The organism is Streptomyces sp. NPDC056144, from assembly GCF_042264145.1.
Lineage (GTDB): Bacteria > Actinomycetota > Actinomycetes > Streptomycetales > Streptomycetaceae > Streptomyces.
This window is the reverse complement of sequence record NZ_JBHJVF010000001.1, coordinates 558,672-584,153: the sequence shown is the minus strand read 5'-3', so window position 1 is coordinate 584,153 and position 25,482 is coordinate 558,672. Positions and strand designations below refer to the sequence as shown.

Here is a 25,482-nt window from a genome sequence, read left to right as displayed (position 1 = left end):
TACGGGTGTTCGCGACGGCTCAGGCGGCGGCCGCGCGCAGCCGCGCGAGGGCCTGCTCGGGGGTGCCGTGGGCGAGGATCATGGCGTGGACCCAGCGCTCGACGCCGAAGGCGACGCAGGCGCTGTAGGCGGGACCCTCGGATCCGGCGCGGATGTCGAGCCGCTCGCCGAAGAAGTTCCGGTGCCGGTTCACGGAGGCGATGGCCGTGCCGTCGGGGGCGCTGAACTCGTGCTTGACGGGGTCGAGGGCCATGAGGCGGGCGCGGGAGCCGCCGCGGTCGTAGAAGGGGTCGTCGGCGGTCGCCCGGGTCAGGTCGAGGCCGAGGCGCCCGGCGAGCTCCTGGACGAACTCGCCGCCCGCTTCCAGGTGGTCGAGGGCGCCCTGCTTGGTGCCGAGGTACAGGACCTCGCGCATGTGGAAACCCCACAGGCGCCGCAGCCCGTCGTAGTGGGTCTCGTTGCGGAAGCAGCGGCCGGTCGCGGAGAGCCGCAGCCCGTCCTCGCCGACGTCCCGGCCCTCCAGGGAGAGCAGCAGCCCGTAGCAGGTGGCGGAGGGCAGCAGGTGGCCGGTGGGTTCGAGCGGGAGTCCCGCCGGCGCCTCGCCGGCGGCGAGACCTTCGTGGGCCTCGGCGGTGAACCGCCCCGCGGAGACCCCGAGGTGGGGGAAGTTGCGGAAGTAGTCGAGGCGGGTCAGACCTTCGACGGACAGCAGCGGTGGTCCGACCACTTCGGGGGCCGACAGCCGGGCGGCGAGACCGGTGAGCAGCTCGTCGAGGCCGTGGAGCAGGGCGGTGTGGACGGGGTCGAGCGTGAGCAGGCCCGGACCGGGATTGCGCAGGTCGAGCGTGGTGTTCGGCAGCGTCGGCGCGGTGGGCGCACTGGTGGAACGGGACGTGGTCATGGGGGGAAAACGCTCCCTCGGCGTGGGCGGACAGTCGAAGGCGTCGACCGGGGGAAGTCCCGGGAGCCGGAGCCGCGCCAAGGACCCTAGGCCAGTCGTCCACACCTTGTCTAGACCACTTGACGGAGTATGCCCTGGTCATCGAACGGTGCAATCGCGGTCATCAAACGGTCACTTGACATCGCCTATGGTCTAAACCAATGCTCCTGACTGATCGGCACTTCCGTCCGCCGGACAGGACCCTGGCCCCGACTCCCCCACCGGAGCGACCCCATGACGACACCCGCTTCCGCCCCTCGCCCGCGGCGCCCCTATCTCCACCGGGCCGCGTCGGACCGGCCCTACTTCAGCGCCGACGGCGAGTCGTACCTCGCACAGACGACCCTGCGGGAGTTGACAAAGTCCCGGCCCCTCCGGGTGCTGTCCGAAGAGGACTTCGCGCACTGGCAGACGTACGGATACGTCATCGTCCGCGAGGCGATACCGGCGGAAGACGCCCGGAAACTCCTGGATTTCACCTGGGAGTTCCAGGGCCTCGACCCCGACAACCCGGACAGCTGGTACGAGGACAGGCCGTTCCGGTCCGAACTGGACCAACAGCTGCACGTCTACGGGTTCGTGGAGGCCTACCACCATCAACTCCTGTGGAACAACCGCCAGGCCCAGCGCGTCTACGACGCGTTCGTGGACGTCTGGGACTGCGAGGAGCTGTGGGTCACCCTGGACCGGCTCAACCTCAACCCGCCCAACGTCGGGAACCGTGACCGCGCCCTCATCGAGCCCACGGAGCGGGGCTTCGACATCGAGCTGCACTGGGACATCGACACGACGATCGGCGTGCCTCCGCAGCGGGTGCAGGGCATCATCGCGCTCAACGACACCACGCCCGAGACGGGCGGGTTCCAGTGCGGACCGGAGCTCTTCCGGCGGTTCGAGGAGTGGAAGACCGACCAGCCGGCCGACCGCGACCCGTTGCGCCCCGCCCTGGACCGCGACGAGTTCCCCGTCGTACGGCCCGACCTCCACCCGGGCGACCTGCTGATCTGGAACGGCCTGCTCGCCCACGGGGTGGCCCGCAACACCTCGACGGACGGCGTGCGCGCGGTCCAGTACCTGTCGATGATGCCCGCCCTCGAAGAGCACGAGCGGCTGCGTCACTCCCGCGTCGAGTCCTGGCGCCACCTGCGCACGCCTCGCTGGAACCGCACCCTGGTCGGCGACCCGGTGCTCCACGAGTCCAAGCGCTACCCGACGGCGGAACTGACCGCACTCGGCAGCCGCCTCCTCGGTCTCACGTCCTGGCACGAGCCGGAAGACGACAAGCAGAACGTCGCGGCCGACGGACAGAGCGGAGAACCCGCGTGCGCCGCGTCTGTCTGACCCTGCCCACCAATCGGGCCTGCACGGAGGCGATCCGCGCCACCGCGGCGGAAGCCGCCTACGGAGCACGCCACTTCGACGTCGAGGTCCACCTCGTCGTCCTGGACTCCTCCGATGACGCGGTGCTCGCCGAGCACCGGGCGACGGTCCGCGCGCTGCCGCCGGAACCCGGCATCGTCGTCCACCATCTCGACGAGACGGACCAGCGGGCCTTCCTCCGGGACGCGGTCGCCAGGGCGGCCGTTCCCGAACCGGAGCGCGTGCTCGACCTGTTGCTCCCCTCCGGCGTCTCCTACGGTTCCTGCACGAACCGCGCGTTCCTCGTGGCCGAGGCCCTGGGATGCGCGTCGGTGCACCGCCGGGACTCCGACAGCCGCTACCAGTCGTGGGACGGACAGCCGGTCTTCCCCCTCCACCAGGAGCTGACGGCCCTGGGGCGGCGAGCCGCCGACGTGGCCGGCGCCGTGACCCGGAGCAGGCTCGACCCCGCGTACGCCCACCGGACGGTCGCGATGGTCGGCGGCTCGTTCGTCGGCGAGATGTCCGTCGACGTCGCGGAGATCCGCGGCCTCGACCCCGCCGTCTACGAGGACGTCGTGGGCCTGTCGATCCCCGACGGCTACCCGGCGATCTGGCGCGGCAACCTGATCGCGGAGGCGTTCCGGGGTGCCGGGACGGCCACGTTCACGGGCGACGAGTCCACGCTCACCACCGTCAGCCCCACGCGCGTGGACATGTGCAACATCGGCTTCGCCCGCGAGGTGTACGGGCGCGTGCCGCTGCCGCCCGCGAAGGACACCATCGGCAGCGACTACTTCCTCATCCACCTGGTCCACGACGCCCGGCTCCCCGGCGTGCTGCACAACCGGCACATCGTCAACTTCCATACGGGCGAGCGCCGGTCCGACAGCGGATTCCTCGCCTACCAGCGCCGGTTCGCGAAGTTCCTGCTCTCGATGCCGTACTTCCACGCCGTGTACGCCGGTCTGACGGCGGCCGGCGAGGGGCTGCTCGACCCCGAGGGCCGCGTCCGGGCGCCCGCCGTGGCCGCACTCGTCAGGGAGAGCGCCGGCCGCGACCGACGCGAGGACGCCGAGCGCTTCGACGTCCTCGACCGTTCCTACCGCAAGCTCGGCGGCCGTTACGCCGAGGCCGCCGACCTGCTCTCCGCCGACCTCGACCGGCTTCTCGACGAGGCCCGGGACGACATGGAGGACTTCGCCCTCCTGATCGACGCCTGGGAACCGCTGGTCCGTGCCGCGAACTCCCCGGAAGTCCTCGCATGGTGACCGCGGCCCACGAGGCGACCGCCACCCCGCGGCCGACGCACTCCTCCTCCGTCACCGTCGCCTACGCGGGCGGCGCGGCCCGCCGGGGCTCCGTGACCATGGGGCAGGCCAACATGATCCGCTGCATCCTCCGGGACGAGCCGGCCCACATCAACATCCACGACGTCTGGCCGGCGCCCGAAGGGACGACTCTGGACGCGGCACTCGACGCCCTGCGGACGCTCGCGGTACGGCATGAAGGACTCCGCACCACCTTCCCCGGCGATCCCTCCGGCATCCCCGGCGAACAAGTGGTGACCGGTGCGGGCGAGTTCACCGTCACGCTCCTCGATCACGCCGAGCTCCCCGACGACCCCGCCGGGTACGCCGACGGGCTCGCGCGCCAGGCCCGCGACGCGCGCTTCCACCTGGACCGCGACTTCCCCCTCCGTGTCACCCTCGTCTGCCTGGACGGCGCGCCCCGGTTCGCCGCGCTCGCGGCGAACCACGCCGTGACCGACTTCGGCGCGCTCGGCGTCCTCCAGGAGGAGTGGCAAGCCCTGCTGTCCGGCGGGACGCTTCCCGAGCCGACGGCCCTCACCCCGCTCGACCTCGCGGCCGAGGAGGCCACGCCGGCGGGCATCCGCAAGTCCGGTGCGTCCCTGCGCTACTGGGAGCGGATCATCCGCGACGAGCCGCAGGCCATGTTCGCCGAGCCCGGCGCCGAGGGCGCCGAGGTCCACGCCTCGCAGCTGACGCTGCGCTCCCGGCGGGGCGCCGTGGCCCTGGCCCGGGTCGTGGAGCGGACCGGCGCCCTGCCGTCCACCGTCCTGCTGACGGCCTGGTGCGCGCTGGTCGCGCACCGCGCGGGCCAGCCGACCTGCGTGGCGGCCGTCCCGACCTCCAACCGGTTCGGGCCGCGGCTCGCCCGAGCGGTGAACACCCTCTCGCAGGACGCGCTGCTCGCCCTCGACGTGCGGGTACCGTCCTTCGACGCGCTCCTCCGCAAGACCTGGGGCGCGGCGCTGAACGCCTACCGGCACAGCCAGTTCGACGCGCTCGCGCTGTGGGACATGATCGGCCGGACGACCTTCGAGCGGGGCAGCCAGTTCGCGCGGGACGTCGTGTTCAACGACGTGAGCGCGATGCGGACGCCAACGGCCACGGCCACGGCCACGGCCACGGCCACGGCAGGGGAACCGGTCGGGGAAACGGCGGAGATCCCCGCCGTCCCCGACCTGGAGCTGAGCTGGGGTCCCGTGCAGGTGCTTCCCACCCGTGTCCTGACCTTCGTCCACGAGACGGACCCGCTGCTGCGGCTCGGGGTGTGGGTCGACCCGGCGCTGTTCACCCGGGACGAGGCCGAGGGATTCGCCACCGGACTCGTACGGCTCCTGGAGTCGGCCGCCGTCGCGGACGTGCCGTGTGAGGCCCTCACCGAGGTGACGGGCGTCCGGCCGGTCGAACGGGGTCCCGGGTGGGAGCGGGTGGACGGGTCGTGGGTGTCACCCGCGGCCGTGGCCGAGGCCCTGAGCGGTGCCCTGGGCGGCGTACCCGTCCACGTACACCTCACGGAACCGGCCGGGACGGAAGGCGCCGGGCCGGAGCTCACGGCGTATCTCGCCGCCGGGGGCTCGCCGCTCACACCGGCGCGGGCGCACGGCGCGCTGATGGCGGCGCTGCCCGGCCGACCGGGAGTCCTGGCTCCCCGCCGGTACGTGATCGTCCAGGACGCCCCGGCGGAGGGCGAAGGAATCGGCGCGTGGTCGCGTCGGCCCGTACTCATCGAAGGGACCGGCCGGGAAACGGCGGATGTGACATGACGATGGACGACGTGACGGTCCGGCAGGAGCCGGAGGCGGCGCTGCCCAGCCCGTGGCGGTCCCACCGCTTCCGGCTGTTCTTCACGGCCCGCAGCACCTCGCTGCTCGCCGACGGCATGCTGATGGTCTCGCTCACGACCGCGGTCCTCGGGGCCGGGTACGGGGCGAGCGGCGTGGGGTACGCGCTGGCCGCGTGGATGGCGCCGATCGTGCTGCTCGTCCTCGTCGGCGGTGTGCTCGCGGACCGGTTCACGCCCCAGGTGATGATGGTCGGCGCCGACCTGGTGCGCATGGTGGCCATGCTCACGCTCGCCGCGCTGCTCGCGGCCGGCGACGTGCGGCTCTGGCACATCATGGCCCTGCTCGCGCTGAGCGGGGCCGCGACGGCGATGTTCCAGCCCGGTCTCGCGAGCCTGGTGCCGCGGGTCGCGCAGGACATCCAGCGGGCCAACGCGCTGCTGCGGATCTCCGAGGCGGTCTGCACGCTCCTCGGCCCCGGCCTCGCCGGTCTCCTCGTCGCGTCCTGGGACGTGGCCGGCTCCTTCCTGGTCATCGCCGCGGCGTACGCGCTGAGCGCGCTCGGCCTGGCGCCGCTGCGGAAGCTGAGCACCGCGAAGGACGAGAGCGCCGACCCGCTCTGGCAGCGGCTCGCCACGGGCTGGCAGGAGTTCCGGGCGCGGTCGTGGCTGTGGGGCGTCATCGCCGTCTGGGCCGTGTACGGCCTCTTCGTCTTCGGCCCGGCGCTGCCACTGGGCGCCGCGCTCCTCACCGAGCAGCACGGGGCCGGCGGCTACGGCTGGATCGCCTCGGCGGACGGGGCCGGCACGATCGTCGGCGGTCTCCTCGGCATGCGCGTACGGCCCAGGCGCCCGCTCGTCGCGGGAGCCCTCGCCATGTTCTTCTTCTCGCTGAACCCCCTGGCCCCCGCCCTCGGCTGGTCCTTCACTCTGACGGCCGTCACGGGTGTCATGGCGGGGTGCGGCTTCGCCTTCTGGGGCGTGATGTGGGCGACGAGCGTGCAGTCCCACATCCCGCTGGCCGTCCTCAGCCGCGTCTCCGCCTACGACGTCGCCGGCTCCATCATGGTCATCCCCGTGGGCCGCGCCCTCTCCGGCCCGGCGGCCGAGGCGGTGGGCGCGGACCGCGTCCTGCTCTTCTCCGCCGTCATGGGCGTCGTGTGCATCGGCGTGATGCTGTGCGTTCCGGCGGTGCGGGCGCTGGGGCGGAAGCCGGAGGAGAGTTCATGACACCGTGAGCAGCGCCGCGACCGCGCGGGCCGTGTCCGGGTAGCGGTCGGGCAGCGCCGGGGTCCGGGCTCCCGTCTCCGCCGCAGCCCAGGGCTCGTCGACGCCGAGGAGTCCGGCGAGCGCGTCGCAGGTCGCCGGGTGCGCGGGGAGCAGGGCCGCGCCCCTGGCGTCGCCGGTACGGGTGCGGGGCACCGGGGCCGTGGGGGCCTGCTGCTTCCACGGCGGGACCCAGGTGTCCAGGGCCGCGAGCCGGGCCGGGAAGACGCGGCCCGCCTCGCGGATCAGGAGCGGGGCCAGGTCCGCGGCGTTCGCGCGGAGCGTCGTGATGAGGGTCGGGAGCCAGGGCAGGAGCACGGCGTCCGGGAGGCGGCCGAAGGCGTTCGAGACGGCTTCGACGACGACGTCCGCGAGGCCCGGGACGGGTTCCAGGGCGTGGACGAAGCCGCTGAGGTAGCGCGGGTAGGCGGGGACGACGAGCGGGTTGCCGAGGAGTTCGTCGCAGCGCTCGCGGAGCCCGGCCCGGGAGAGCGTGCCGAGCTGCACCTGAGCGGCCCAGAGCAGGGCCGTCTTCGCCTGGTCTCCCGGGTGGGACTGCGCCACGGCCAGTTCGAGCTGGGTGCGGTCGCAGCCGAGGGACAGCGCCAGGCTCTCCATGCTGAAGAGGAAGCCGAGCATGGCCGCCACCTGCCCCACGGTCGCGTCCTCGTCGCGGAACGCGATCGGCAGCAGCGTGCAGTAGTGGGCGTATCCGGTGCGGACGAAGGACTCGATCCAGGACGGCAGGACCGCCTCGTGGGTGCGGTAGTAGGCGAGGAGGCCGCGCACCCGGCGCAGGACCTCCGGCGCCCCGTCGGCCGTGCGCTCGGCGGCCAGGACCTCCAGGGCGCGGGTGCCCAGTTCGTCGGCAAGGCGTCGGCCGCCGAGGTGGAGCAGGGCGTCCTCGACGGTCTCCAGGACCTCGGCGGCCGTGGCACGGGGGCCGAAGGCGGTGCGCCGCAGTCGCTGTTCCAGGACCTGTTCGAGGCTCACGCCCTCGTAGCCGAGCTCGATCAGCGCCCGCTGGTGGGTGCCAAGCGCGAGGTCCCAGGACTCCTGGATGGGCCGCTCGCCGAGGCGGCGCTCGCCCATGATCGGGCGGGCGGCGCCGGGCGGCATGAGCCGGCGCAGCATCCACAGGACGTCCGAGCAGGCCCGCAGCCCGGGGTCGGCCGCCATGTCGAGAAGGGCGCGGCGGACCCCGCGCTGCTGGAGGTTGAGCTCCAGCGGGGCGAGCCGGTCGTGGACGTCGCGCGCGAGGGGCGGCAGGGCCTCGTAGCCGACCTGGCCGATCCTGTCCCCGCCCATCATGATCTCGACGAGCCTGCGGACGTCCCTGCGCCCGGGCACGGAGTCCTTCTCGATGCAGGTGACGGCCGCGTCCTGGAAGTCGTACGGCGTGGGCTTGGCCCGGTCCCGCATGCCGGCGAGGAGGATCGAGGTCTCGAAGACGGCGATGGCGTCGGCCGTCGAGGAGAGGTAGCCGTTGCGGCGGGCGGCGCGGACGATGTCCACGGACCAGCCGAGCAGTTCGGCCTCGTCGAGGGTGTCGACGACCGGCGGCCGCCGGAGGAAGCCGGAGAGCCGGTCCTCGGTGGCCACGGGCGCGGCGGGCGTCGCGGCGGGTGCGGGGCGCGTCGTGCGCGTACCGGCCTGTCCTTCCAGGCGGTACGGCTTCACGCGGGTGCGCTTCAGGTTCTTCGCCCACTGGGTGGCGGCGATCGACACCGAGCCGGAGGCCAGGCCGAACTGGGCCTCGATGGCCGTGTGGCTGGAGGGGATCAGTCCGTACTGCCAGGTCGTGGCCGTGCGCGGGGAGATGGTGAAGCCGTCGGCGCCGGCGACGCCGAACTCCTCGACGCGGCTGGCCGCGTGGAAGGCGCCGCACACGTAGAGGCAGTCGGCGGGGTCGGTGCCGGTCGCGGTCAGGTGCTCGCGCATGCGCGTCCACATGTACCGCTCACGGTCCTCGTCGACGCGGACCCGGTCGCCGTCGCCGGGGGCGAGGCGGCGGAAGAGGCTGCCGATGAGGAACATGACCTGGCGGTACGTGTCGTGGTCGCTGTCGCCGAGGGGCACCTCCACGTACTGGTGCCACCACTCCGACCAGTGCCGGACCTTTCCGTGGCGCAGGAGGTGCTGCTCCAGCTCGGCGAAGCGCGGGCGCAGGTCGCCGATCTCGATGCCGACGGCCTCGCCGTGGAGGGCCGCCTCGGGCTCGGGGGCGGCGGCCTCCCGCTTCGTGCCGCCGGGTTCCTCCTCGGGGGCGCGGTCGTGCCTGCTGTCCCACTGGAAGACGTGGTCGGAGGAGCGGTCGACGAGGACGAGCTCCACGCCGGGGGTGTCGAGGGCGTAGGCAATGGCCTGGTACTCGGCGGAGGCCTCGGTGATCGGGGCGACGACGGAGAGCGGGGCCCACTCGGCGGGGAAGCCGTCGATGTCGCCGGCGAAGGCCTGGACGGCGACGGGCAGTCGGCAGTTGCGCAGCTCGGTCAGGAGCGGCGCCATGTCCTCGCACAGCTCCAGGTAGACGACCTTGGGCTGCTTCTCCCGCAGGCGCCGGGCCATGGCGAGCGCCGAGGCGGGCGAGTGGTGACAGACGGGGAAGATCTCCAGCGGCTCGGCCGCCGCCCGGTCGACGTCGTCGACCAGGCCGAGCAGGATGCCTTCCAGGGCGTCCGCGCCGCCGGCGAACTCGGCCGCCGCCTCGTGCAGTTGCCCCCGGAGCGCGGCGAAGGGGGTCTCGGCGGGGGCGCTCACGCGAGCCTGCCGATGGCGTCGCGGCCGCCTTCCAGGAACTCCGGCCAGGCGCCGCCCTCTTCCTTGCCGCGCGGTTCGACCACGCCGTGCAGGTACTTGTTGAGGATGGCGAGGTCCTCGGGTTCGCGGCGGGCGAGGGAGCCGACCAGGGAGGCGGCGAGCGTCCGGGCGGTGAGGGCCTGTTCGCCGAAGAAGTTGCTGTGGAGGACGGCGTCCTCCAGGACGCCGATCTGCTCGGCGGTGGAGAGCGCGGACTCCAGCTTCTCGTCGTCGCTGCCGGCCGCGGCGGAGGAGGCGCGCAGGTCGGCGAAGCTCTGGAGGAGGACGTCGAGCAGGGTGGGCGGGACGTCGAGGTCGATCTGGTGGCGGCGGAGCAGCTCCTCGGTGCGGAAGCGGACGATCTCGGCCTCGCTCTTCTTGTTCGTCACGACCGGGATGCGGACGAAGTTGAACCGGCGCTTGAGCGCGGAGGAGAGGTCGTTGACGCCCCGGTCGCGGCTGTTGGCGGTGGCGATGACGGAGAAGCCGGGCTTGGCGAAGACGATGTTGTCGCCGCCGCCGTCGCTCTCCAGTTCGGGGACGGAGACGTACTTCTCGGAGAGGATCGAGATCAGCGCGTCCTGGACGTCGCTGGTGGAGCGGGTGAGCTCCTCGAAGCGTCCGATGGCGCCGGTCTCCATGGCGGTCATGATCGGCGAGGGGATCATCGACTCGCGGGACTGGCCCTTGGCGATCACCATCGACACGTTCCACGAGTACTTGATGTGGTCCTCGGTGGTGCCGGCCGTGCCCTGCACCACGAGTGTGGAGTTGCGGCTGATGGCGGCGGCGAGCAGCTCGGCGAGCCAGCTCTTGCCGGTGCCGGGGTCGCCGATGAGGAGGAGGCCGCGGTCGGAGGCGAGGGTGACGATGGAGCGCTCGACGAGGCTGCGGTCGCCGAACCACTTCTGTGACACCTCGCGGTCCAGGCCGTCGGCCCGCTCGGAGCCGAGGATGAAGAGGCGGACCATCTTCGGGGAGAGCCGCCAGGAGAACGGCTTGGGGTTGTCGTCGACGGACTCGAGCCAGTCGAGCTCCTCGGCGTACTTGATCTCGGCGGGGGCGCGGAGCAGATCGGACATGGGAAGGCCTCTCAGGTCAGGAAGGTCTTGAGTTCGTGGACGAGCTTGTCGATGTGGCCGGAGATCACCGGGGTGCCGAGCGCCTTGAACCGCTCGCGGAACCAGGGGTTGACCTCCTGGCGTCCCGAGCTGGTCACCGAGCCGACGGGGATGAACTTCACGCCGGAGCGGTGGACCGCCTCGATGCCCTCGAAGAGCGGCTGCGAGCGGTCGAACTCGTAGAAGTCGGAGATCCACACCATGACGGTGTTCTTCGGCTCGGCGATCTTCGGCCGTGCCATGGCCATGGCCACCGGTCCGTCGTTGCCGCCGCCGAGGTTGGTGCGCAGCAGCACGTCGAACGGGTCGTGCACCCAGGGCGTGAGGTCGATGGACCGGGTGTCGTACGCGATGAGGTGGACGTCCACCTTCGGCAGCCCGGCGAAGATCGAGGCGAGGATGGTGCAGTTGACCATCGAGTCGACCATGGAGCCGGACTGGTCGACGACGACGATGAGCCGCTGCGGCGTGGTCTTGCGGACCGTGTGCCGGTAGTAGAGGCGGTCGACGTAGAGCCGCTCCTCCTCCGGGCTCCAGTTGGTCAGGTTCTTCCAGATCGTGCGGTCGAGGTCGAGGTTGCGGAAGACCCGCTTGGGCGGGACCGAGCGGTCGAGCTCCCCGACGGTCGCCTTCTCGACCTGGGTGCGCAGGACCTCGGCGACCTCGTCCACGTACCGCTTGATGAGCGACTTGGCGTTGGCCAGGGCGATGCCGGAGAGGTTGCCCTTGTCGCGCAGGAGCTGCTCGATCAGGGACATGCTGGGGGTGAGGCGGGCGGCGAGCGCGGGGTCGGCGAGCACCTCGCGCAGGTGCATGCGCTGGACGAGGTCGGCCTCGACGGCGCCGAGTTCGGCGCCGAGGCCGCCCCCGGTGACGCCCTTGCCGGGCCCGCGTCCGCCGCGCAGTCCGCCGGGCTCGCAGCCGAGCGCGCGCTCCAGCCAGCCCGCGTCGGCCTGCCAGCGCGCCAGCTGCCCGGCGGAGACCGTGCCGGAGCCGGTGGAGAAGACATTGAGCAGGACCTTCGAGGCGAGGGCGGCGCGGCGCACCTCGGCGGCCCGGTCGCGGTCCTCCTCCGGCTCGGGGGCCGGGGTCATCAGGCCGTCGAACTCCTCGGCCAGCTCGGGGTGGCGCTGGACGACGGAGTCGACGGACGCGCCCGGGTCGAGCAGCGCGGACGGCAGTCCGATGTCCTCGACGACGGCGAGGCTCGCGGCCTCGAGACCGGCCTGTTCCTCGTGGTCGAAGAGCCGGGCGAGCAGGCGCCAGTAGAGGACCTGCCGGCGGTTGTCGTTCGCGTCGACGACGTCGGCCGGAGGGGTCGCGTCGCTCGGAGAGGTCACGTCGGTCATTTCCGCAGCAGCCTTCCCGCTCGCTCCCGCAGGACGGCGACCGCGTCCGTGGCCGCCTTCTCCGCGCGGACGCCGGCCTTGTCGGTCGTGCCGCCGGCCCACGCGCCCGCGTGGACGGCGACGGTCTTCTTCCGCACGGTCGTCTCGACGGCGAGCGGCTGGAGCACGAACTCCCCGGCGTCCCAGCGCAGCAGGCCGACGCACGCGCCGGACGCGGCGACCGCTTCCGGGGTGAGGGGCCCGGCGGCCGGTACGCGGTCGGTGTCGACGGTCAGCCGGTGCCCCGCGAAGGTGAAGACCGTCGCCCCGCTCCCGTCCCCGTCCCCGTCCCCTCCCTCGGATCCGCGCTCCACTCCGTACCCCTCGACGAGGACGGGCACGGCGATGCGGACCGGGTGGCGGTCCAGCGGCGCGGTCACCGGCTCCGCGGCGGTGGCGAGCGCGACCCTGGCCGTGGCGAAGGGGTCGGCGGGCTCCCCCGCGCGGGCCCGCTCGTCGTCCCAGAGCAGATCGCCCTCGACGGTGAGGGGCATGGCGTCGAGCTCGACGGACAGGCCCTCGCTCACCGCGGCGAGCAGCGACATCCGGGGCCGGAGCAGCTGCCACAGTCCGGCGCCGACGACGGTGTCCGGCTTCGGAGCCGAGACGGCGGCCCGCACCAGGCGCGGGGCGGTGCCGTCGGCCGGCTCGTACACCGCGTGGATCTGGGCCTGGACGGCGGTCGCGTGCTCCTGGAGGTCGGCGCCGAGCGGCAGCAGGCGGCCGGTGGCGGTGGTCGTGGCAGGGGCACGGGTGGCGCCGGGCAGGGTGAGGAGCAGGGCGCGGGACCAGAGGTCGGCCCAGCGCCGGACGGGCACGCGCTCCAGGGTGGCGCCCGGGCAGGAGGCGGCGAGTTCGGCGGCGAAGCCGTCGAGGAGCGTCGCCTGCCGGCGCAGCAGCGGGTCCGGGAGCATCGCGGAGACGACGGGGGCGGCTCCGGCGACGAGTTCGTGGTCGATGCCCTGCCAGCCGGCGCGGGCGAGGTCGCAGAGCCAGGCCCGCGCGGCGGCGAGCACGTTCCCCGCCGGGTCCTCCCCCTCGCCGGGTGCGGCGTCGCTCTCCTCGGCCGGGGACCGGCCGGTGATCTCGCCGATCCGGTCGGTCAGCGCGTCGTGGACCGCGCCCATGAGCGCCGTGCGGGCGGCGGCGAGGGCGACGAGGTGGTCCTCGCCCGCGGCGCCGGCCGCGGCTTTCTCGGCGGCCTCGGCGACGAGCCCGGCCAGCGGGGTCCCGCCGACGGCCTCGGTCAGCGCGGCCAGGCCCTCGGCCTGCGCGGGCTGCGGGCGGAGCAGTCCGCCGACGAGGGCGCGGTCGAAGGCGTCCACGGCCGCGAGTGCCTCGTCGAGCCCCTCGACGGGGTCGGCGAGCAGATCCGTACGCATCAGGCCACCGCCCTCGTCGGCGGGAACCACTGCATCTCGGGCAGCGGCGCGGTCACGGGCTCCCGCTCCAGGTAGGCGAGGTGCCGCAGGAAGCGGCTGAAGACCGGGGCCGCGGCCGAGGTGTCGCCCTGCTCGGGGCGCGTGCCGGTCATCGCGACGACCAGCGACCCGGCGTCGTGCTCGACGCCCGGCGCGTCGGCCTTCAGGTAGCGGGCGACGCGCCCGGCTCCGTATTGGAGGACCGCCTCGGTGACGAGCGCCCTGATGTGGTTGCAGAACGAGCCGCGCGCACCGCCGCAGGGCCGGTTGTTGTTGGTGCTGCACGCGAACGCGTACGTCCCGGCGGCGATCGAGGACACGTACACGCGCCCTATGTCGGACCCGCTGGACACGACACCCTGCAACCGCCCGTCGGCCAGCTCGACGAACGGCACCTTGGCCAGCTTCCGCGGTCGCGCGGGCGGCACGACCCGCACCGCACTCGCCGTCTCCCAGACCGTCAACAGACTGCTCCCTTGCACGTCAAAGGGGATGTCGACACCGGATCGGTGCGACAACGACGAAGCTATCGCCCCCCACTGACAACGCCCTGTCGCGTCGTCAGCGGGCACCCCTCCGACGGCCCCTGAACCCGCGTCAGCACGGGCCCGAGGTGGTCAGGGAGAGTCCTCGGTCACCACCAGTAGACGGGGTACTTCGGCCCCTCGCGGCGCACGCGGTGGGCGGACCAGGCCGTCAGGACGAGGAGGACCGTGGCCCCGAGGAGCAACGGCACGAACCGCCCGGGGGCGGGCGCCTGGAGGACGATGACGACGGCGGTCGCGCAGGCCGGGGAGTGCGGGGTCCGCGCGAGGGTCGTCAGGGCGAGCGTGACGCCGGCGGCGAGCGCGGCGACCCACGCGCTGCCGCCCGCCACCGCCGCCATCGCGTACCCGGCCGCCGCGCCGAGCATGTGCCCGACGATCACGCTGCGGGGCTGCGCCAGGGGCAGGGCCGGAGCGCAGTGCACGAGCGCGGCGCTGGCCGCCAGCGGCGGTATGAGGACGGGCTCGTGGATGACGGCGCCGATCCCGACGAGCCCGAGGAGCGCGGCCGTCGCGGCGCTCACGCTGTGGACCGCAGCGCCGGGGGCGGGACGGGCCGGGGCACGACCGGCGATCTTCCGGCGGCGCGGGACGGCGGCCGGGGCGGTGCCGGGGGCGGAGGCGGCGCCGGGGGCGGATTCTGGGCGCGCGGAGGCGTCGATGCTCATCGGTGCGGTGTTTCCGGGCAGGGGTCGGATACCGGCAACCACTCTAATCAGCGGTTTCACGCCGGAGCGCCCGGGTACCGCGTCACGCCGAGGTGACCCGGACCCGCCAGGCGTAAAATATGACAAATGAGCACACTCAGGTATGAGCTGGTGTTCTCCGACGGCTCCGCCCCTGACGTCGTGATCGTGGAGCGCACCGCCTCCACCGGACCCGGCGGCCACCCCGTGTACGCCGACCGGACCGGCATCATCCGGGCCGAGATCAGCGACCGGGACGAAGTACGGATCCTCGCGACCGGCGGCCACCAGGAGCACGCGCCGACGGTCGTGGCCCGGCGCCTCGACGCGTGAGATCACGGGAGACGCGTGAGATCACGGAGAAGTACCCCCCGCCTGCGGGGACGGGGGGCCTTCGAGTCGCCCGTCCCGCGGGGGATTCGGGACCGGCACGCCATTCGGCTGGGGTAAGTCCGACGGCACGCCCGAGACTAGGGGCAGCGGGCCCACCTGCCGCCCCATCCCCGGCCCATCACCGGGTAACGCCCCCGGCCCTCCGGCTCAGGCCTCGCGCGATCCCTCGTACATCGCCTCGATCGCCTCCGCGTAGGTCCGCTCCACCACCGGCCTCTTCACCTTGAGGCTGGGCGTGAGCTCGCCGTGCTCGATGTCGAGGTCGCGCGGCAGCAGCGAGAACTTCTTGATCGTCTGCCACCGCTGGAGCTCGCCGTTGACGGTCCGGACGTAGCCGTCGACCAGCGCGCGCACCTCGGACGAGGCGACGACCTCGGCGTACGCGCGGCCGGCGAGGCCGTTGGCCTCCGCCCACGGCATCAGGACGCTCTCGTCGAGCGCGACGAGGGCGGTGCAGAAGTTGCGGCCGTTGCCGATGACCAGGATGTTGCTGACGAAGGGGCAGACCGCCTTGAAGCGGCTCTCGATCTCCGTGGGCGCGATGTACTTGCCGCCCGAGGTCTTGAACAGGTCCTTCTTGCGGTCGGTGATCCGGACGTAGCCGTCCTTGTCGACCTCGCCGATGTCCCCGGTGTGGAACCAGCCGTCGCTCTCCAGCACTTCGGCGGTCTGCTCCGGCAGGTTGTGGTAGCCGCGCATGACGCCGGGGCCGCGCAGGAGGATCTCGCCGTCCTCCGCGATCCGGACCTCCGTGCCGGGCAGCGGCTTGCCGACCGTGCCGACCCGGCAGTCGTCGACCGGGTTGACCGTGACGGCCGCGCTCGTCTCCGTCAGGCCGTACCCCTCCAGGACGGGCACGCCCGCCCCGGCGAAGAAGTAGCCGATGTCCGAGGCGAGCGCCGCGCTGCCCGACGCGCTGCCGCGCAGCGCCCCGCCGAAGGCCGCGCGGATCTTCCCGTACACGAGCCGGTCGGCGACGGCGTGCTGCACGGTCAGCAGAAGGGGCACCTTGCGGCTGCCCGTCGCGACCACCGACTCCTGGCCGGTCCGCGCGTAGTCGCGGGCGACCTTCGCCGCCCACAGGAAGATCTTGTACGTGGCTCCGCCCTCGGCCCGCGCCTTGGCCGCGATGCCGTTGTAGACCTTCTCGAAGATCCGGGGCGCGGAGGCCATCACGGTGGGGCGCACGACGGGCAGGTTGGTCACGATCCGGTCGATGCGGCCGTCCACGACGATCACGCTCCCGGTGCGCACCTGACCGGCTATCAGGGCGTTGCCGAAGACGTGCGACAGCGGCAGCCACAGGAACTGGACGTCCTCCGGGAGCAGCAGGCCGCTCGCCTCCTGCGCGAAGGCCTGGTACGACCAGCAGTCGTGCACGAGTCGCGCGCCCTTCGGGCGGCCGGTCGTGCCCGAGGTGTAGATGAGGGTGGCGAGCTGGTCCGCCTCGATGGCCCCGACCGTCGTCTCGATCGCGTCGGGGTGCTCGGCGAGGTACGCGGCTCCGCGCCGCTCCAGCTCGGCCAGGGTGAGGATCTCCAGGCCCTCGGCCTGCGGCAGTCCGGTCCCCGACGGGGCGCCCAGAGCATCCAGGCCGTCCGGGGCGTCGAAGACGATGACGTGGCGGAGCCCGGGCAGGTCGTCCTTGTGCGCGACGACCTTCTCCACCTGGGTGGCGTCCTCGGCGAAGACCGCGCGGCTCTCGGAGTCGGCGAGGATGTACGCCGTCTCCTCGGCGTTGGTGGTCGGGTAGACGGCGGTGGCCGCGGCCCCGGCGCACATCACGCCGAGGTCGGCGAGGATCCACTCGATCCGCGTGGAGGAGGAGACGGCCACCCGCTCCTCGGGCCGCAGGCCGAGGGCGAGCAGCCCGGCCGCGATGGCGTGCACGCGCTCCGCGGCCTGAGCCCATGTCAGCGAGCGCCAGACCTCGGCGCCGGAGGGGCTCCCGCCCTCGGCCACCGGGAAGCGGTACGCCTCGCGGTCGGGCGTCGCGGCGACCCGCGAGAGGAAGAGATGCGCCACGGAAGCGGGGCGGCTCTTGAGAAGGGACTGCGTGGCACTCATGCCGACCTCCGGGCCCAGGGCGCCCATCAACGATTTTGTTAACCGACAGGTAACTTGCGAGCAGGGGTGAGGCTAGGCGCAAACCTGCCGGAGCGTAAGGGGGTTGGGAGAGAGAGTGCCCGCCCGGCCGCGCGACTATCCGCCCGCGCGGCCATCCGACCAGAGAAGGGGCCCTGTGCGCCGCACACCGCGAACGGCGCACGGGACCCTTCCGGTTGACGGAACGGGACGGCGAGAGCCACTCCTCCGCCCGGCGGCCGACGCGAGCCAGTCAAGCAGCCGCCGCCCGGCCGGGGCGATTGGATCCAGACACAGAATTCGCGGCTGCGGAGCGGGCTCCGTACGGCACATCATCCAAGAGGGTGGATGGATATTCAGGCCCCAATTTGCCAGCTGGATGGCCCTTTCCCGCTCGCACATACCCATGCGCCAGGCTTCGTCCCTCACGGCAGGCCCGCGCGCGCGGTGAGCCGATCGGCGCGTCGCGGACACCCGTCCTGCCGCGTCCGGAAACACCGGCGGCGAACGCTGGCGTCATGCCTCCCGCCACCGTTTCCCCGCTCGTCGAGCCGTCCCCGAGCACACCGGCGCACCCGAGCGCACCCACGTACCCGACCACACCGCCGCACCCGCGAGCGGTCGCCTGGGACGAGGCCCGGACGCGCGCCCACGGGGCCGCGCGTCCGGCGCCGCCCCGGCGCGTACCCCTGGACGAGGCCGCCGGACTCACGCTCGCCGCCGACCTCCTCGCGCTCGCGCCCCAGCCCGCGTTCGACACCGCGGCGATGGACGGGTTCGCCGTGTCGGGTCCCCCGCCGTGGCACCTCCGGGGCGCCGCACGCGCGGGCGTGCCGTGGGGCGGACTCCTCACGCCCGGTACGTGCGTCCGCATCTCCACCGGGGCGCTCGTCCCGCCCGGCGCCGACGCCGTCCTGCCGTCCGAGCTCGCCACCGTCGCCGGGGGCCTGGTCTCGGGCCCCGTGCTCCCGACGGGCCGTCACATCCGGCGCACCGGCGAGGACGCGACGGCCGGCGACATCCTCGCCCCGGCCGGTACGAGGATCGGCCCGGCGCTCCTCGGGCTCGCCGCCGCGGCGGGCCACGACACGCTTCCCGTACGGCTGCGGCCCCGCGTCGCCGTCCTGGTGACCGGTGACGAACTGGACCACGCGGGCACCGCCGCTCCCGGCCGGGTGCGCGACGCGCTCGGGCCGCTCCTCCCCCGCCTCGTCGGCGACTTCGGCGGCGAGGCGGTCGCCGTCCGCCACGTTCCCGACAGCCCGGCCGGACGGCTGGCCGAGGAGGTCCGCGGCCGCGACCGGGCGGAGGTCGTCGTGGTCACCGGCTCGACCTCCGTCGGCACCACCGACCAGCTGCGCCGCCTCCTCGCCGACGGCGCGGCCCGCACGGTCGTCGACACGGTCGCCTGCCGCCCCGGCCACCCCATGCTGCTCGCCGAACTCCGCACCGGACAGCTCCTCGTCGGGCTCCCGGGCAATCCGTACGCGGCCCTGGTCGCCGCGCACACTCTCCTCGGTCCGCTCCTCGCCGGCCTCTCCGGCCGCCCGCTCCCCCTCCTCCCCCGCGTCCCCGTGCACGGCGACGCCCCCGCCCTCGCGGGCCGCACCCGACTCGTACCGGTCGCGTGGTCCCCCGACGGCTGCCGGATCGTGGCGGGGCACGGCGCCGCCTTCCTGCGCGGCGCCGCGGTGGGCGACGCGCTGGCCGCGCTCGGCCCCGACTGGACCGCCGGGAGCCCGGCCCCGCTGCTCCTGCCGCGGGGGTGACGCGGGCCCGGAGGAGGCCGGGTGCCGCCGCGCGGACCGGCAAAAGACATTGAGCCCCCGGCCGCGCCATGGCAGGCTCACGCCACATGATCGACAACATCGCGAAGGACACCCTGTACGGACGGCTGCACCGCGACCGCGAGGCGCTGCTCTGGAAGATCGACGGCCTGTCCGAGTACGACGTGCGCCGACCGCTCACGGCGACCGGCACCAACCTCCTCGGCCTGGTCAAGCACCTGGCCAACGTCGAGGCCCGCTACTTCGGCGAGGTCTTCGGCCGCCCCTCCCCGGAAGTCCTGTCCCCGTGGCAGGAAGCCGACGGCAGCGACCTGTGGGTGGCCGAGGACGAGACCCGCGAGCAGATCGTCGCCCTCTACCGGCGGACGTGGGAGCACTCGGACGCGACGGTGGCCGCGCTCCCCCTCGACGCCGCCGGCCACGTGCCGTGGTGGCCGCAGCCCCATGCCGACACGAACCTGTTCGCCGTGCTCGTCCACGTCGCCGGCGAGACCCTGCGTCACTCCGGCCACGCCGACATCCTCCGCGAGAACCTCGACGGCCGCGTCGGCCTGCGCCCCGAACACGTGAGGCCGGTCGACGAGGCGGCCCGGGCGGCCCACTGGAAGACGGTCGAGGAGGCCGCGAAGGCCGCCGCGGCGAAGACGGCCTGACGGCCGCGTCCCCCCGCCGCCGGCGACCGCGTCAGGCGAGGTCGCGCCGACGGCCCACCTTGGTGGAGTACAGGTAGAGCGGGGGCAGGAAGGCCCCGGCGCAGACGATCCAGAGGGCGGTGTGCGCGCCCGCCCAGGTGGCGAGGAGGCCCGCGGTCAGCGCGCCGAGGGGCAGCGCGCCCCAGGAGACGAAGCGGACCGTGGCCATCACCCGGGACAGCAGTTCCGGCGGTGACTGGGTCTGCCGGTAGGTGCGGGTGGTGATCGAGCCGATGACGGTGCCGAAGGCGAAGCCCGCGTTGCCCAGGGCGAACCAGTACGCGTCCCCCGCCGACGTGGTCAGCGGGGCGAGCAGCAGCAGCGCGCCGCCCGCCAGGTCGGCCGCGATGATGCCCCACGCGGTGCCGAGGCGGGTGGTCACGCGGACCGCGACGGCGGCGCCGGCGAGTGCGCCGACCCCGTCCATGGCGAGGACGAGGCCGAGCTGTACGGCGTCGAGGCCGGCCTCGCGGACCAGGTAGAGCGGGGTGAGGGCGAGCAGGGCCGCGTTGAGGAAGTTGGCGGCGGTCGCCCAGATCATGCAGGGCCGCATGACCGGGTGCCGGGTGACGTACCGCCAGCCCTCGCGCATGAGCCGGAGCGCGCTGTCGCCTGTGCGGGGCGCGGGGCGGCTCTCGGGGAGGGTGCGCAGCAGCGCGGCGGAGGTCAGGTAGCTGACGGCGTCGACGACGAGGGCGCCGACGGGGCCGGTCGCGCCGATCAGGACGCCGCCGAGGGAGGGGCCTCCGGTGTCGGTGACGGCGTGCGTGCCGGACATGACGCTGTTGCGGGCGGCCAGCTGCCGGGCCGGGACGACGGCGGGCAGGAACGTCGAGTTGCCGATGTCGAACAGCACCGTCGCCGCGCCCGTGACGAGGGCCGCGAGCAGCAGGTGGGGGTAGGTGAGCGTGCCGAGCCACCAGGCGAGCGGCAGCGATCCGAGGGCCGCGAACCGTACGAGGTCGAGGGTGACCTGGAGCCTGCGCAGCGGTACGCGCTGCGCGACGACTCCGGCCGGGAGGCTGAGCAGCAGCCAGGAGACCTGTCCCGCGGCGGCGAGCAGGGCGACCTGGAGGGCGGTGGCGTCGAGGACGGTGAGGGCGACGAGCGGCAGGGCGAGGGCGGTGACGGCGGAGCCCGCGTTGCTGACGGTGGCCGCGGCCCAGTAGCGCCAGAAGACGCCCGGCGGGGAGGTCTCCTTCTCGTCGTCCTCCCGGTCGCGCTCCGGGATCACTCGTGTGCCGCTCATACGGCGCCCACCCCCTGGGTCTCGTTGGTTAGTCTCTTTTGGGAACTCACTCGCCCCGAGTGAGTTTCTATCGGGAACTGACCTCATGGCGCAAGATGGATCGCAGCCATGAAGGAACGAGGGAGCAGAGGAGTGGGGACTCCGTGATGAAGTCGGTGCCCGAGCGGGACGCCGCCTGCGCGATCGCGCAGGCGGCGGCGGTGATGGGCGACTGGTGGAGCCTGCTCCTGATCCGGGAGACCGCGCGCGGACACCACCGCTTCGACGCGCTCCAGGAGGAGCTGGGCATCTCCCGGAAGGTGCTCACCGAGCGCCTCGCGCACCTGGTGGAGACGGGGGTCCTGGAGAAGGTCCCGTACCAGGACAGACCGGTGCGGCACGAGTACCGGCTGACGGAGAGCGGCCGCGGCCTCCTGCCGGTCCTGCTGTCCATGCAGGACTGGGCGGACCGCTGGGTCTTCGGCGACGGCTCGCTCAGCGGCACCGCCGACGAGGCGAGCGCGGAGGCGCGGCGCGTCGCGGGCCTGACGGGCGAGCGGCTGCCGCGCCTGGAGCTGCCGGGCCACCGGGACGGCGCACCGCTGGACCCGGTGACCGGCGACGCGGCCACCGTCCTGTTCTGCTATCCGGCGACCGGGTCCCCCAGCCCCCTGCCGGAGGGCTGGTCGGGCATCCCCGGAACCGTCGGCTGCACCCTGGAGAACCGGCTCTTCCGCGACGCGTACGAGGACTTCCGCGCGGCGGGCGCGGAGGTACGCGGCGTCAGCACCCAACGTCCGGACGAACAGCGGGTGTTCGCGGTCGAGGAGGGCATCCCCTTCACGCTCCTCTCGGACGTCGACCTGCGCCTCGCCGCCGCCCTGCGCCTGCCCACCTTCCGCGCCGGGCAGCTGCTGCGGCTGAAGCGGGCCGTCCTGGTGGTGGACCGCGACCGCGTGGTGCGGCACGCGCGCTTCCCGGTGACGGACATCCCGGCGGCGGTGGCCGAGGCGCTGACGGAGGCGCGGCGGATCGCCGCAGGTCAGTACGATGAACCGCGCCCGCGGCGGTAGGCGGCGCCTGGACAGCGGGAGGCCCACGGCATGACGGACCACAAGAGCACCGGCCCGGTGGCCGCACGCCGACGGGGCCAGGGCGAGCTGGAGACGCAGGTGCTCGCGGCCCTGCGCGCCGCACCGGGGCCGGTCACGGCGGGGTGGGTCCAGGACCGGCTCGGCGGCGGCCTCGCCTACACGACGGTGGTCACCATCCTCACCCGCCTCCAGGTCAAGGGGGCGGTCACCCGGGAGCGGTCGGGGCGTTCGTTCCAGTGGACGGCCGTCGCGGACGAGGCGGGCCTCGCCGCGCTGCGGATGCGGCGGGTCCTCGACTCCGAGAGCGACCGCGAAGCCGTGCTCACGAGCTTCGTGAGCACGCTCTCGGCGGGCGACGAGCGCCTCCTGCGCGCGCTCCTGGACGCCCCCGACTCCCCCGACTCCCCGGAGGAGGGAGAGTAGCCCCCATGGGAGTCTTCGTCTTCCTGCCGCTGGTGCTGCCGTTGACGGCCTGGCCCGTCGCCCGGCTGGCCGAACACCACCTGCACCCCCGGGCCGCCACCTGGCTCCTGAGCGCGGCCGCCGCCGTGCTCGCCGTGTGCAGCACCTTGTGCCTCGGGCTGCTCATGGTGGTCGGCACCGCCCAGCTGCCCGGGAATCCCCTGCCCGACGGCTGGTCGGACCCCGAGGTCCGTGCGGCCGTTCCGTACGACGAGATCGCCGGCCGGATCGCGATCCCCGCCCTCGTCGCCGTGCTCGTCGCCTGCGCGGCGGCGGTCCGGCGCCACCGGCGGGTGCGCCGACGGGCCGAGCGGGCCCTCTCCGGGCTGCCGGGTTCCGCCGTGGCCGTGCTGCCCGACCCATCCCCGTACGCCTACGCGCTGCCCGGCCGACGCGACCGGATCGTCGTCACCACCGGCATGCTGGCCGGGCTGGACGGGGGTGAGCGGCGCGCGCTGTTCGCTCACGAGCGGGCGCATCTGGCCCGGCGCCACCATCGGTTCCTCCTGACGGTCCAGCTCGCGGCCCGGGCCAATCCGTTCCTGCGGCCCCTGCGTACGGCCGTCGTCTACTCCACCGAGCGGTGGGCGGACGAAGAGGCGGCCCGGCGGGTGGGCAGCCGCAGGACCGTGGCGCGGGCGGTCGGCAAGGCGGCGCTGATGTCCCGGGGTTCACCGGCCCCCACACTGGCCCACTTCGCCGACGCGGCCGGACCCGTGCCGCGCCGGGTGAGGGCGCTGCTGAGTCCCCCGCCGTCTCCCCGCATCTGGCCGCCGGTCTTCACCGGCGTCGGGCTGGCCCTCTGGGGCGCGACCCTGGGGACGGCGGTCTCGGCCCTGTCCTCGGCGAACGCGGCCGTGACGCTCTTCTCCGTCCTGCACGCCACCACACCCCTGTAGCGCGAACGGGGATCACCGTGCCGTCGTGGCGGGCGGTGACCCCCGTGTCCCGTCTCAGGGTGCGCTCAGAGGTCGAACTCGTGCGGCGGAAGGTCGAGGGTGAAGCACGCCTCGCGGACCACGGCCTGTTCCGTCTTGTCGAAGTCGCCGTCGGCGCCGCCGATGACGATGCCGATCTGGATCACGGCACGGGCCTCGGCCGGCTTCTTCTTCGCCTTGGCGATCTCCTGGAGGACGCTGACCTTCCCGAAGTCGAAGTCGGCGGTCAGCTTGTCCAGGTTCGCGTCGAACCTGCGCTGGAGGTCGATCGCGTCGAAGTTCTGCAGCACTTCGTTGGTGGCGATCAGCTGGGCGACCCGGCGGCGCTCCGTCGGGTCGATCGTGCCGTCCGCGGCGGCCACGAGGGCGCACATCGCCATGGAGGCGTCCCGGAAGGCACCGGACTTGAGGTCGTTCTTCTTCGCCACCAGCTGCGTCTGCATCGTCGACGCGGACTCCTTGATGCGGTCCCACAGGGCCATGGAGAACTCCCTAGAAAAGCATGGAGGATCCGTCCGGGCCGGGTGGGTGGTGGCCCGGACGCATCCGACTTCTACATTCTTGTAGAAACTATCAGGTGCGCGCGACCGCACGCCGGAACGGCGGCGCCCCTCGCGCGTCGCCCTCGCGCATCGCCCGCGCGCGCCACTCACCGCGCCCGGTGGGGCTGGAGTTCAACAACGGCACAGCGAAGGCGACTTGCCCCGAGAAACCGTCCTGCCGAATGTCGCGTTCGTCCCCGGAGCCGGGTGCGCTTCGGTCATGATGGTCGGGCCATGCCGACCATCCGCGCGTTCGCTCGCCACCGTTCGGCCCCGCGCTCCTCCGTGAGCGCCGCCGCCGTCCCGGCGGTCGTCCGCGCCCTCACCGCGGCCACGCTCGCCACGGTGCCCGGCCGGCTGGAAGTGACGAGTACGGACGTCCCCGCCGCCCGGCTGGACGGACACCCACGACTCCCGTCGGACTGGCACCACCAGCCCGTGGTCATGACCGCCCTGAACCTCCTCACCGGAATCGCCCTCGTCCTCTTCCTGCACCACACGGCCGGCGTTCCCGCGCGCATGGCGCACGCGGCGGCCGGGACCGTACGCCGATGGTGGACCCTCCTCCCCTCCTCCGCCCGTCTCCTCACGCGCCGCGCGGACGCGGACCGGCCCGCGCCGCGCAAGGCACCCTGCCCCGCCGTCACGCTGCCGGGACCGCGAGCGCTCGCGGTCCTGTGGCACCGCGCGCAGCCCTGCGCCCCGTAGCGGGAGCAGAAGCAGAAGAGCAGAAGCAGTACGTCACCACGCCACGTCCTCGGGTACGCCCGCGACTTCGGCGTGCCCCCACCGACACCGGAGCGTCCGCTGTGTCTTCCGCATCCGCATCCGCATCGCCCACGACACCCACGCCACCCACACCACCGACGAACGCACAGAAGAACGGAGCGACGTCGCTGAAGTCCACACTCAAGAGGCTCGTGAGACGCACGGGATTCGACATCGTGCGCAGCACCAACAACCGAGGCGGGGTGGACGACTTCCTGCCGTTCGAGCCCACCATGCGGGCCGCGCGGGCGGCCGGGCTGTCGGTCGGCGACTACCTCGACGAGGTCATGAACGGCACGCCCGGCGCCACCCAGTCCACCATCGACGCACTGCGCGCGCTGGGCGTCTTCGCCGCCGCCCCGAGGACGGTGCTGGAGATCGGCCCCGGATCCGGACGGTACCTGGAGCGGACGCTGAAGGAGTGCTCCCCGGAGCGCTACGAGATCTACGAGACGGCGAAGCCGTGGGCGGACCACCTCGTCGCCACGTACCAGGTGATCGCCCAGCCGACCGCCGCGTGCAGCCTCGCCCCGACCCCCGACGGGAGCATCGACCTCGTCCACGCCCACAAGGTCTTCAACACCGTGACCTTCCTCAGCGCCTCCCGCTACTTCTTCGAGATGGCCCGCGTCACGCGCCCCGGCGGCCGGATCGTCTTCGACGTCATGTCGGAGACCTCGCTGGACCCGGCGACGATGCGCGCCTGGGCGACGAAGGGCGGCGTGGGGCACGACTCGTACCCCGCCGCCATGCCCCGCCGGGCGTGTGTGGACCTCTTCGCGTCGCTCGGCTGCGTCCTGGAGGCCGGCTTCCTGGCCCCCATGGGCTTCGCCTCCACCGAGGTCCTCGTCTTCGGGAAGGAGGCCTGACGACCGCGA

The 25,482-nt window shown here is 73.4% G+C and carries 22 protein-coding genes; 12 read left to right on the top strand and 10 right to left on the bottom strand.

Features of this window, described 5'->3' with window-relative positions:
- Positions 1 to 19: 19 nt before the first annotated feature.
- Complete coding sequence (locus tag ACFC0Z_RS02545; protein ID WP_376431928.1) at positions 20 to 901, bottom strand: hypothetical protein; 882 nt, start codon at positions 899 to 901, stop codon at positions 20 to 22.
- 273 nt (positions 902 to 1,174) lie between these two features.
- Here ACFC0Z_RS02545 and ACFC0Z_RS02540 point away from each other — a divergent pair, with 273 nt between their 5' ends.
- The 4 genes from ACFC0Z_RS02540 to ACFC0Z_RS02525 are packed head-to-tail and all read left to right on the top strand — an operon-like array spanning position 1,175 to position 6,619.
- Positions 1,175 to 2,281 (top strand): phytanoyl-CoA dioxygenase family protein, encoded by a 1,107-nt coding sequence (locus tag ACFC0Z_RS02540; RefSeq protein WP_376431926.1) that lies wholly within the window; start codon positions 1,175 to 1,177, stop codon positions 2,279 to 2,281.
- The gene (locus ACFC0Z_RS02535) at positions 2,263 to 3,570 is read left to right on the top strand and encodes a DUF6271 family protein (protein WP_376431924.1); all 1,308 of its coding nucleotides are present in this window, start codon (positions 2,263 to 2,265) and stop codon (positions 3,568 to 3,570) included. The genes ACFC0Z_RS02540 and ACFC0Z_RS02535 overlap by 19 nt, the downstream gene beginning before the upstream one ends.
- Positions 3,564 to 5,372 carry a condensation domain-containing protein gene (locus tag ACFC0Z_RS02530; protein ID WP_376431922.1) on the top strand — a complete coding sequence of 603 codons (1,809 nt, stop codon included), beginning with the start codon at positions 3,564 to 3,566 and terminating at the stop codon, positions 5,370 to 5,372. The genes ACFC0Z_RS02535 and ACFC0Z_RS02530 overlap by 7 nt, the downstream gene beginning before the upstream one ends.
- A complete protein-coding gene (locus tag ACFC0Z_RS02525) occupies positions 5,369 to 6,619 on the top strand; it encodes an MFS transporter (RefSeq protein ID WP_376431920.1) in 1,251 nt (416 codons plus the stop codon). Before ACFC0Z_RS02530 ends, ACFC0Z_RS02525 begins: the two co-directional genes overlap by 4 nt.
- Here ACFC0Z_RS02525 and ACFC0Z_RS02520 read toward each other — a convergent pair.
- The 6 genes from ACFC0Z_RS02520 to ACFC0Z_RS02495 all read right to left on the bottom strand — a co-directional run bounded on the left by ACFC0Z_RS02520 (position 6,614) and on the right by ACFC0Z_RS02495 (position 14,597).
- A complete protein-coding gene (locus ACFC0Z_RS02520; RefSeq protein WP_376431918.1) occupies positions 6,614 to 9,415 on the bottom strand; it encodes a hypothetical protein in 2,802 nt (933 codons plus the stop codon). The two genes, ACFC0Z_RS02525 and ACFC0Z_RS02520, sit on opposite strands and share 6 nt — an antisense overlap.
- A complete protein-coding gene (locus ACFC0Z_RS02515) occupies positions 9,412 to 10,536 on the bottom strand; it encodes an AAA family ATPase (protein WP_376431916.1) in 1,125 nt (374 codons plus the stop codon). The genes ACFC0Z_RS02520 and ACFC0Z_RS02515 overlap by 4 nt, the downstream gene beginning before the upstream one ends.
- An 11-nt stretch (positions 10,537 to 10,547) precedes the next feature.
- On the bottom strand, positions 10,548 to 11,924 hold the full coding sequence (locus ACFC0Z_RS02510) for a VWA domain-containing protein (RefSeq protein WP_376431914.1): 1,377 nt from the start codon (positions 11,922 to 11,924) through the stop codon (positions 10,548 to 10,550).
- On the bottom strand, positions 11,921 to 13,345 hold the full coding sequence (locus tag ACFC0Z_RS02505) for a hypothetical protein (RefSeq protein WP_376431912.1): 1,425 nt from the start codon (positions 13,343 to 13,345) through the stop codon (positions 11,921 to 11,923). Before ACFC0Z_RS02505 ends, ACFC0Z_RS02510 begins: the two co-directional genes overlap by 4 nt.
- Complete coding sequence (locus ACFC0Z_RS02500; RefSeq protein WP_376431910.1) at positions 13,345 to 13,848, bottom strand: hypothetical protein; 504 nt, start codon at positions 13,846 to 13,848, stop codon at positions 13,345 to 13,347. The genes ACFC0Z_RS02505 and ACFC0Z_RS02500 overlap by 1 nt, the downstream gene beginning before the upstream one ends.
- 170 nt (positions 13,849 to 14,018) lie before the next feature.
- Positions 14,019 to 14,597, bottom strand: a complete 579-nt coding sequence (locus tag ACFC0Z_RS02495) for an HPP family protein (protein ID WP_376431908.1) — start codon at positions 14,595 to 14,597, stop codon at positions 14,019 to 14,021.
- A gap of 126 nt (positions 14,598 to 14,723) precedes the next feature.
- Here ACFC0Z_RS02495 and ACFC0Z_RS02490 point away from each other — a divergent pair, with 126 nt between their 5' ends.
- Positions 14,724 to 14,948, top strand: coding sequence for a DUF6296 family protein (locus ACFC0Z_RS02490; RefSeq protein ID WP_376431906.1), 225 nt, complete (start codon positions 14,724 to 14,726; stop codon positions 14,946 to 14,948).
- Between the two features lie 207 nt (positions 14,949 to 15,155).
- Here ACFC0Z_RS02490 and ACFC0Z_RS02485 read toward each other — a convergent pair whose 3' ends face one another.
- Complete coding sequence (locus ACFC0Z_RS02485) at positions 15,156 to 17,075, bottom strand: AMP-dependent synthetase/ligase (RefSeq protein WP_376431904.1); 1,920 nt, start codon at positions 17,073 to 17,075, stop codon at positions 15,156 to 15,158.
- A 536-nt stretch (positions 17,076 to 17,611) separates the two neighbouring features.
- Here ACFC0Z_RS02485 and ACFC0Z_RS02480 point away from each other — a divergent pair.
- Entirely contained in the window at positions 17,612 to 18,862 is a 1,251-nt protein-coding gene (locus tag ACFC0Z_RS02480; protein WP_376431902.1) for a molybdopterin molybdotransferase MoeA, read from the top strand.
- 86 nt (positions 18,863 to 18,948) lie between these two features.
- Entirely contained in the window at positions 18,949 to 19,533 is a 585-nt protein-coding gene (locus ACFC0Z_RS02475) for a DinB family protein (RefSeq protein WP_376431900.1), read from the top strand.
- Between the two features lie 31 nt (positions 19,534 to 19,564).
- Here the strand turns inward: ACFC0Z_RS02475 and ACFC0Z_RS02470 are convergent, their stop codons facing one another.
- Positions 19,565 to 20,821, bottom strand: a complete 1,257-nt coding sequence (locus ACFC0Z_RS02470) for an MFS transporter (RefSeq protein WP_376431898.1) — start codon at positions 20,819 to 20,821, stop codon at positions 19,565 to 19,567.
- Between the two features lie 146 nt (positions 20,822 to 20,967).
- Between ACFC0Z_RS02470 and ACFC0Z_RS02465 the strand changes: the two genes are divergently transcribed.
- From ACFC0Z_RS02465 to ACFC0Z_RS02455, 3 genes are read left to right on the top strand one after another with little or no spacing between them, the layout of a single operon-like run.
- Positions 20,968 to 21,873: a winged helix-turn-helix transcriptional regulator gene (locus ACFC0Z_RS02465; protein WP_376433424.1), complete on the top strand. Its 906-nt coding sequence runs from the start codon at positions 20,968 to 20,970 to the stop codon at positions 21,871 to 21,873.
- A 30-nt stretch (positions 21,874 to 21,903) separates the two neighbouring features.
- Complete coding sequence (locus tag ACFC0Z_RS02460) at positions 21,904 to 22,317, top strand: BlaI/MecI/CopY family transcriptional regulator (RefSeq protein WP_376431896.1); 414 nt, start codon at positions 21,904 to 21,906, stop codon at positions 22,315 to 22,317.
- Positions 22,318 to 22,322: 5 nt separating this feature from the next.
- The gene (locus ACFC0Z_RS02455; protein WP_376431894.1) at positions 22,323 to 23,255 is read left to right on the top strand and encodes a M56 family metallopeptidase; all 933 of its coding nucleotides are present in this window, start codon (positions 22,323 to 22,325) and stop codon (positions 23,253 to 23,255) included.
- Positions 23,256 to 23,320: 65 nt separating this feature from the next.
- Here ACFC0Z_RS02455 and ACFC0Z_RS02450 read toward each other — a convergent pair whose 3' ends face one another.
- Positions 23,321 to 23,776 (bottom strand): tellurite resistance TerB family protein, encoded by a 456-nt coding sequence (locus ACFC0Z_RS02450; RefSeq protein WP_376431892.1) that lies wholly within the window; start codon positions 23,774 to 23,776, stop codon positions 23,321 to 23,323.
- Positions 23,777 to 24,070: 294 nt separating this feature from the next.
- On the opposite strand from ACFC0Z_RS02450, the gene ACFC0Z_RS02445 reads away from it, so the two are divergent.
- Together ACFC0Z_RS02445 and ACFC0Z_RS02440 are read left to right on the top strand one after the other, a co-directional pair.
- On the top strand, positions 24,071 to 24,544 hold the full coding sequence (locus tag ACFC0Z_RS02445; RefSeq protein WP_376431890.1) for a hypothetical protein: 474 nt from the start codon (positions 24,071 to 24,073) through the stop codon (positions 24,542 to 24,544).
- Between the two features lie 212 nt (positions 24,545 to 24,756).
- Positions 24,757 to 25,473 (top strand): methyltransferase domain-containing protein, encoded by a 717-nt coding sequence (locus ACFC0Z_RS02440; protein ID WP_376431888.1) that lies wholly within the window; start codon positions 24,757 to 24,759, stop codon positions 25,471 to 25,473.
- The last annotated feature ends 9 nt before the right edge of the window (positions 25,474 to 25,482 follow it).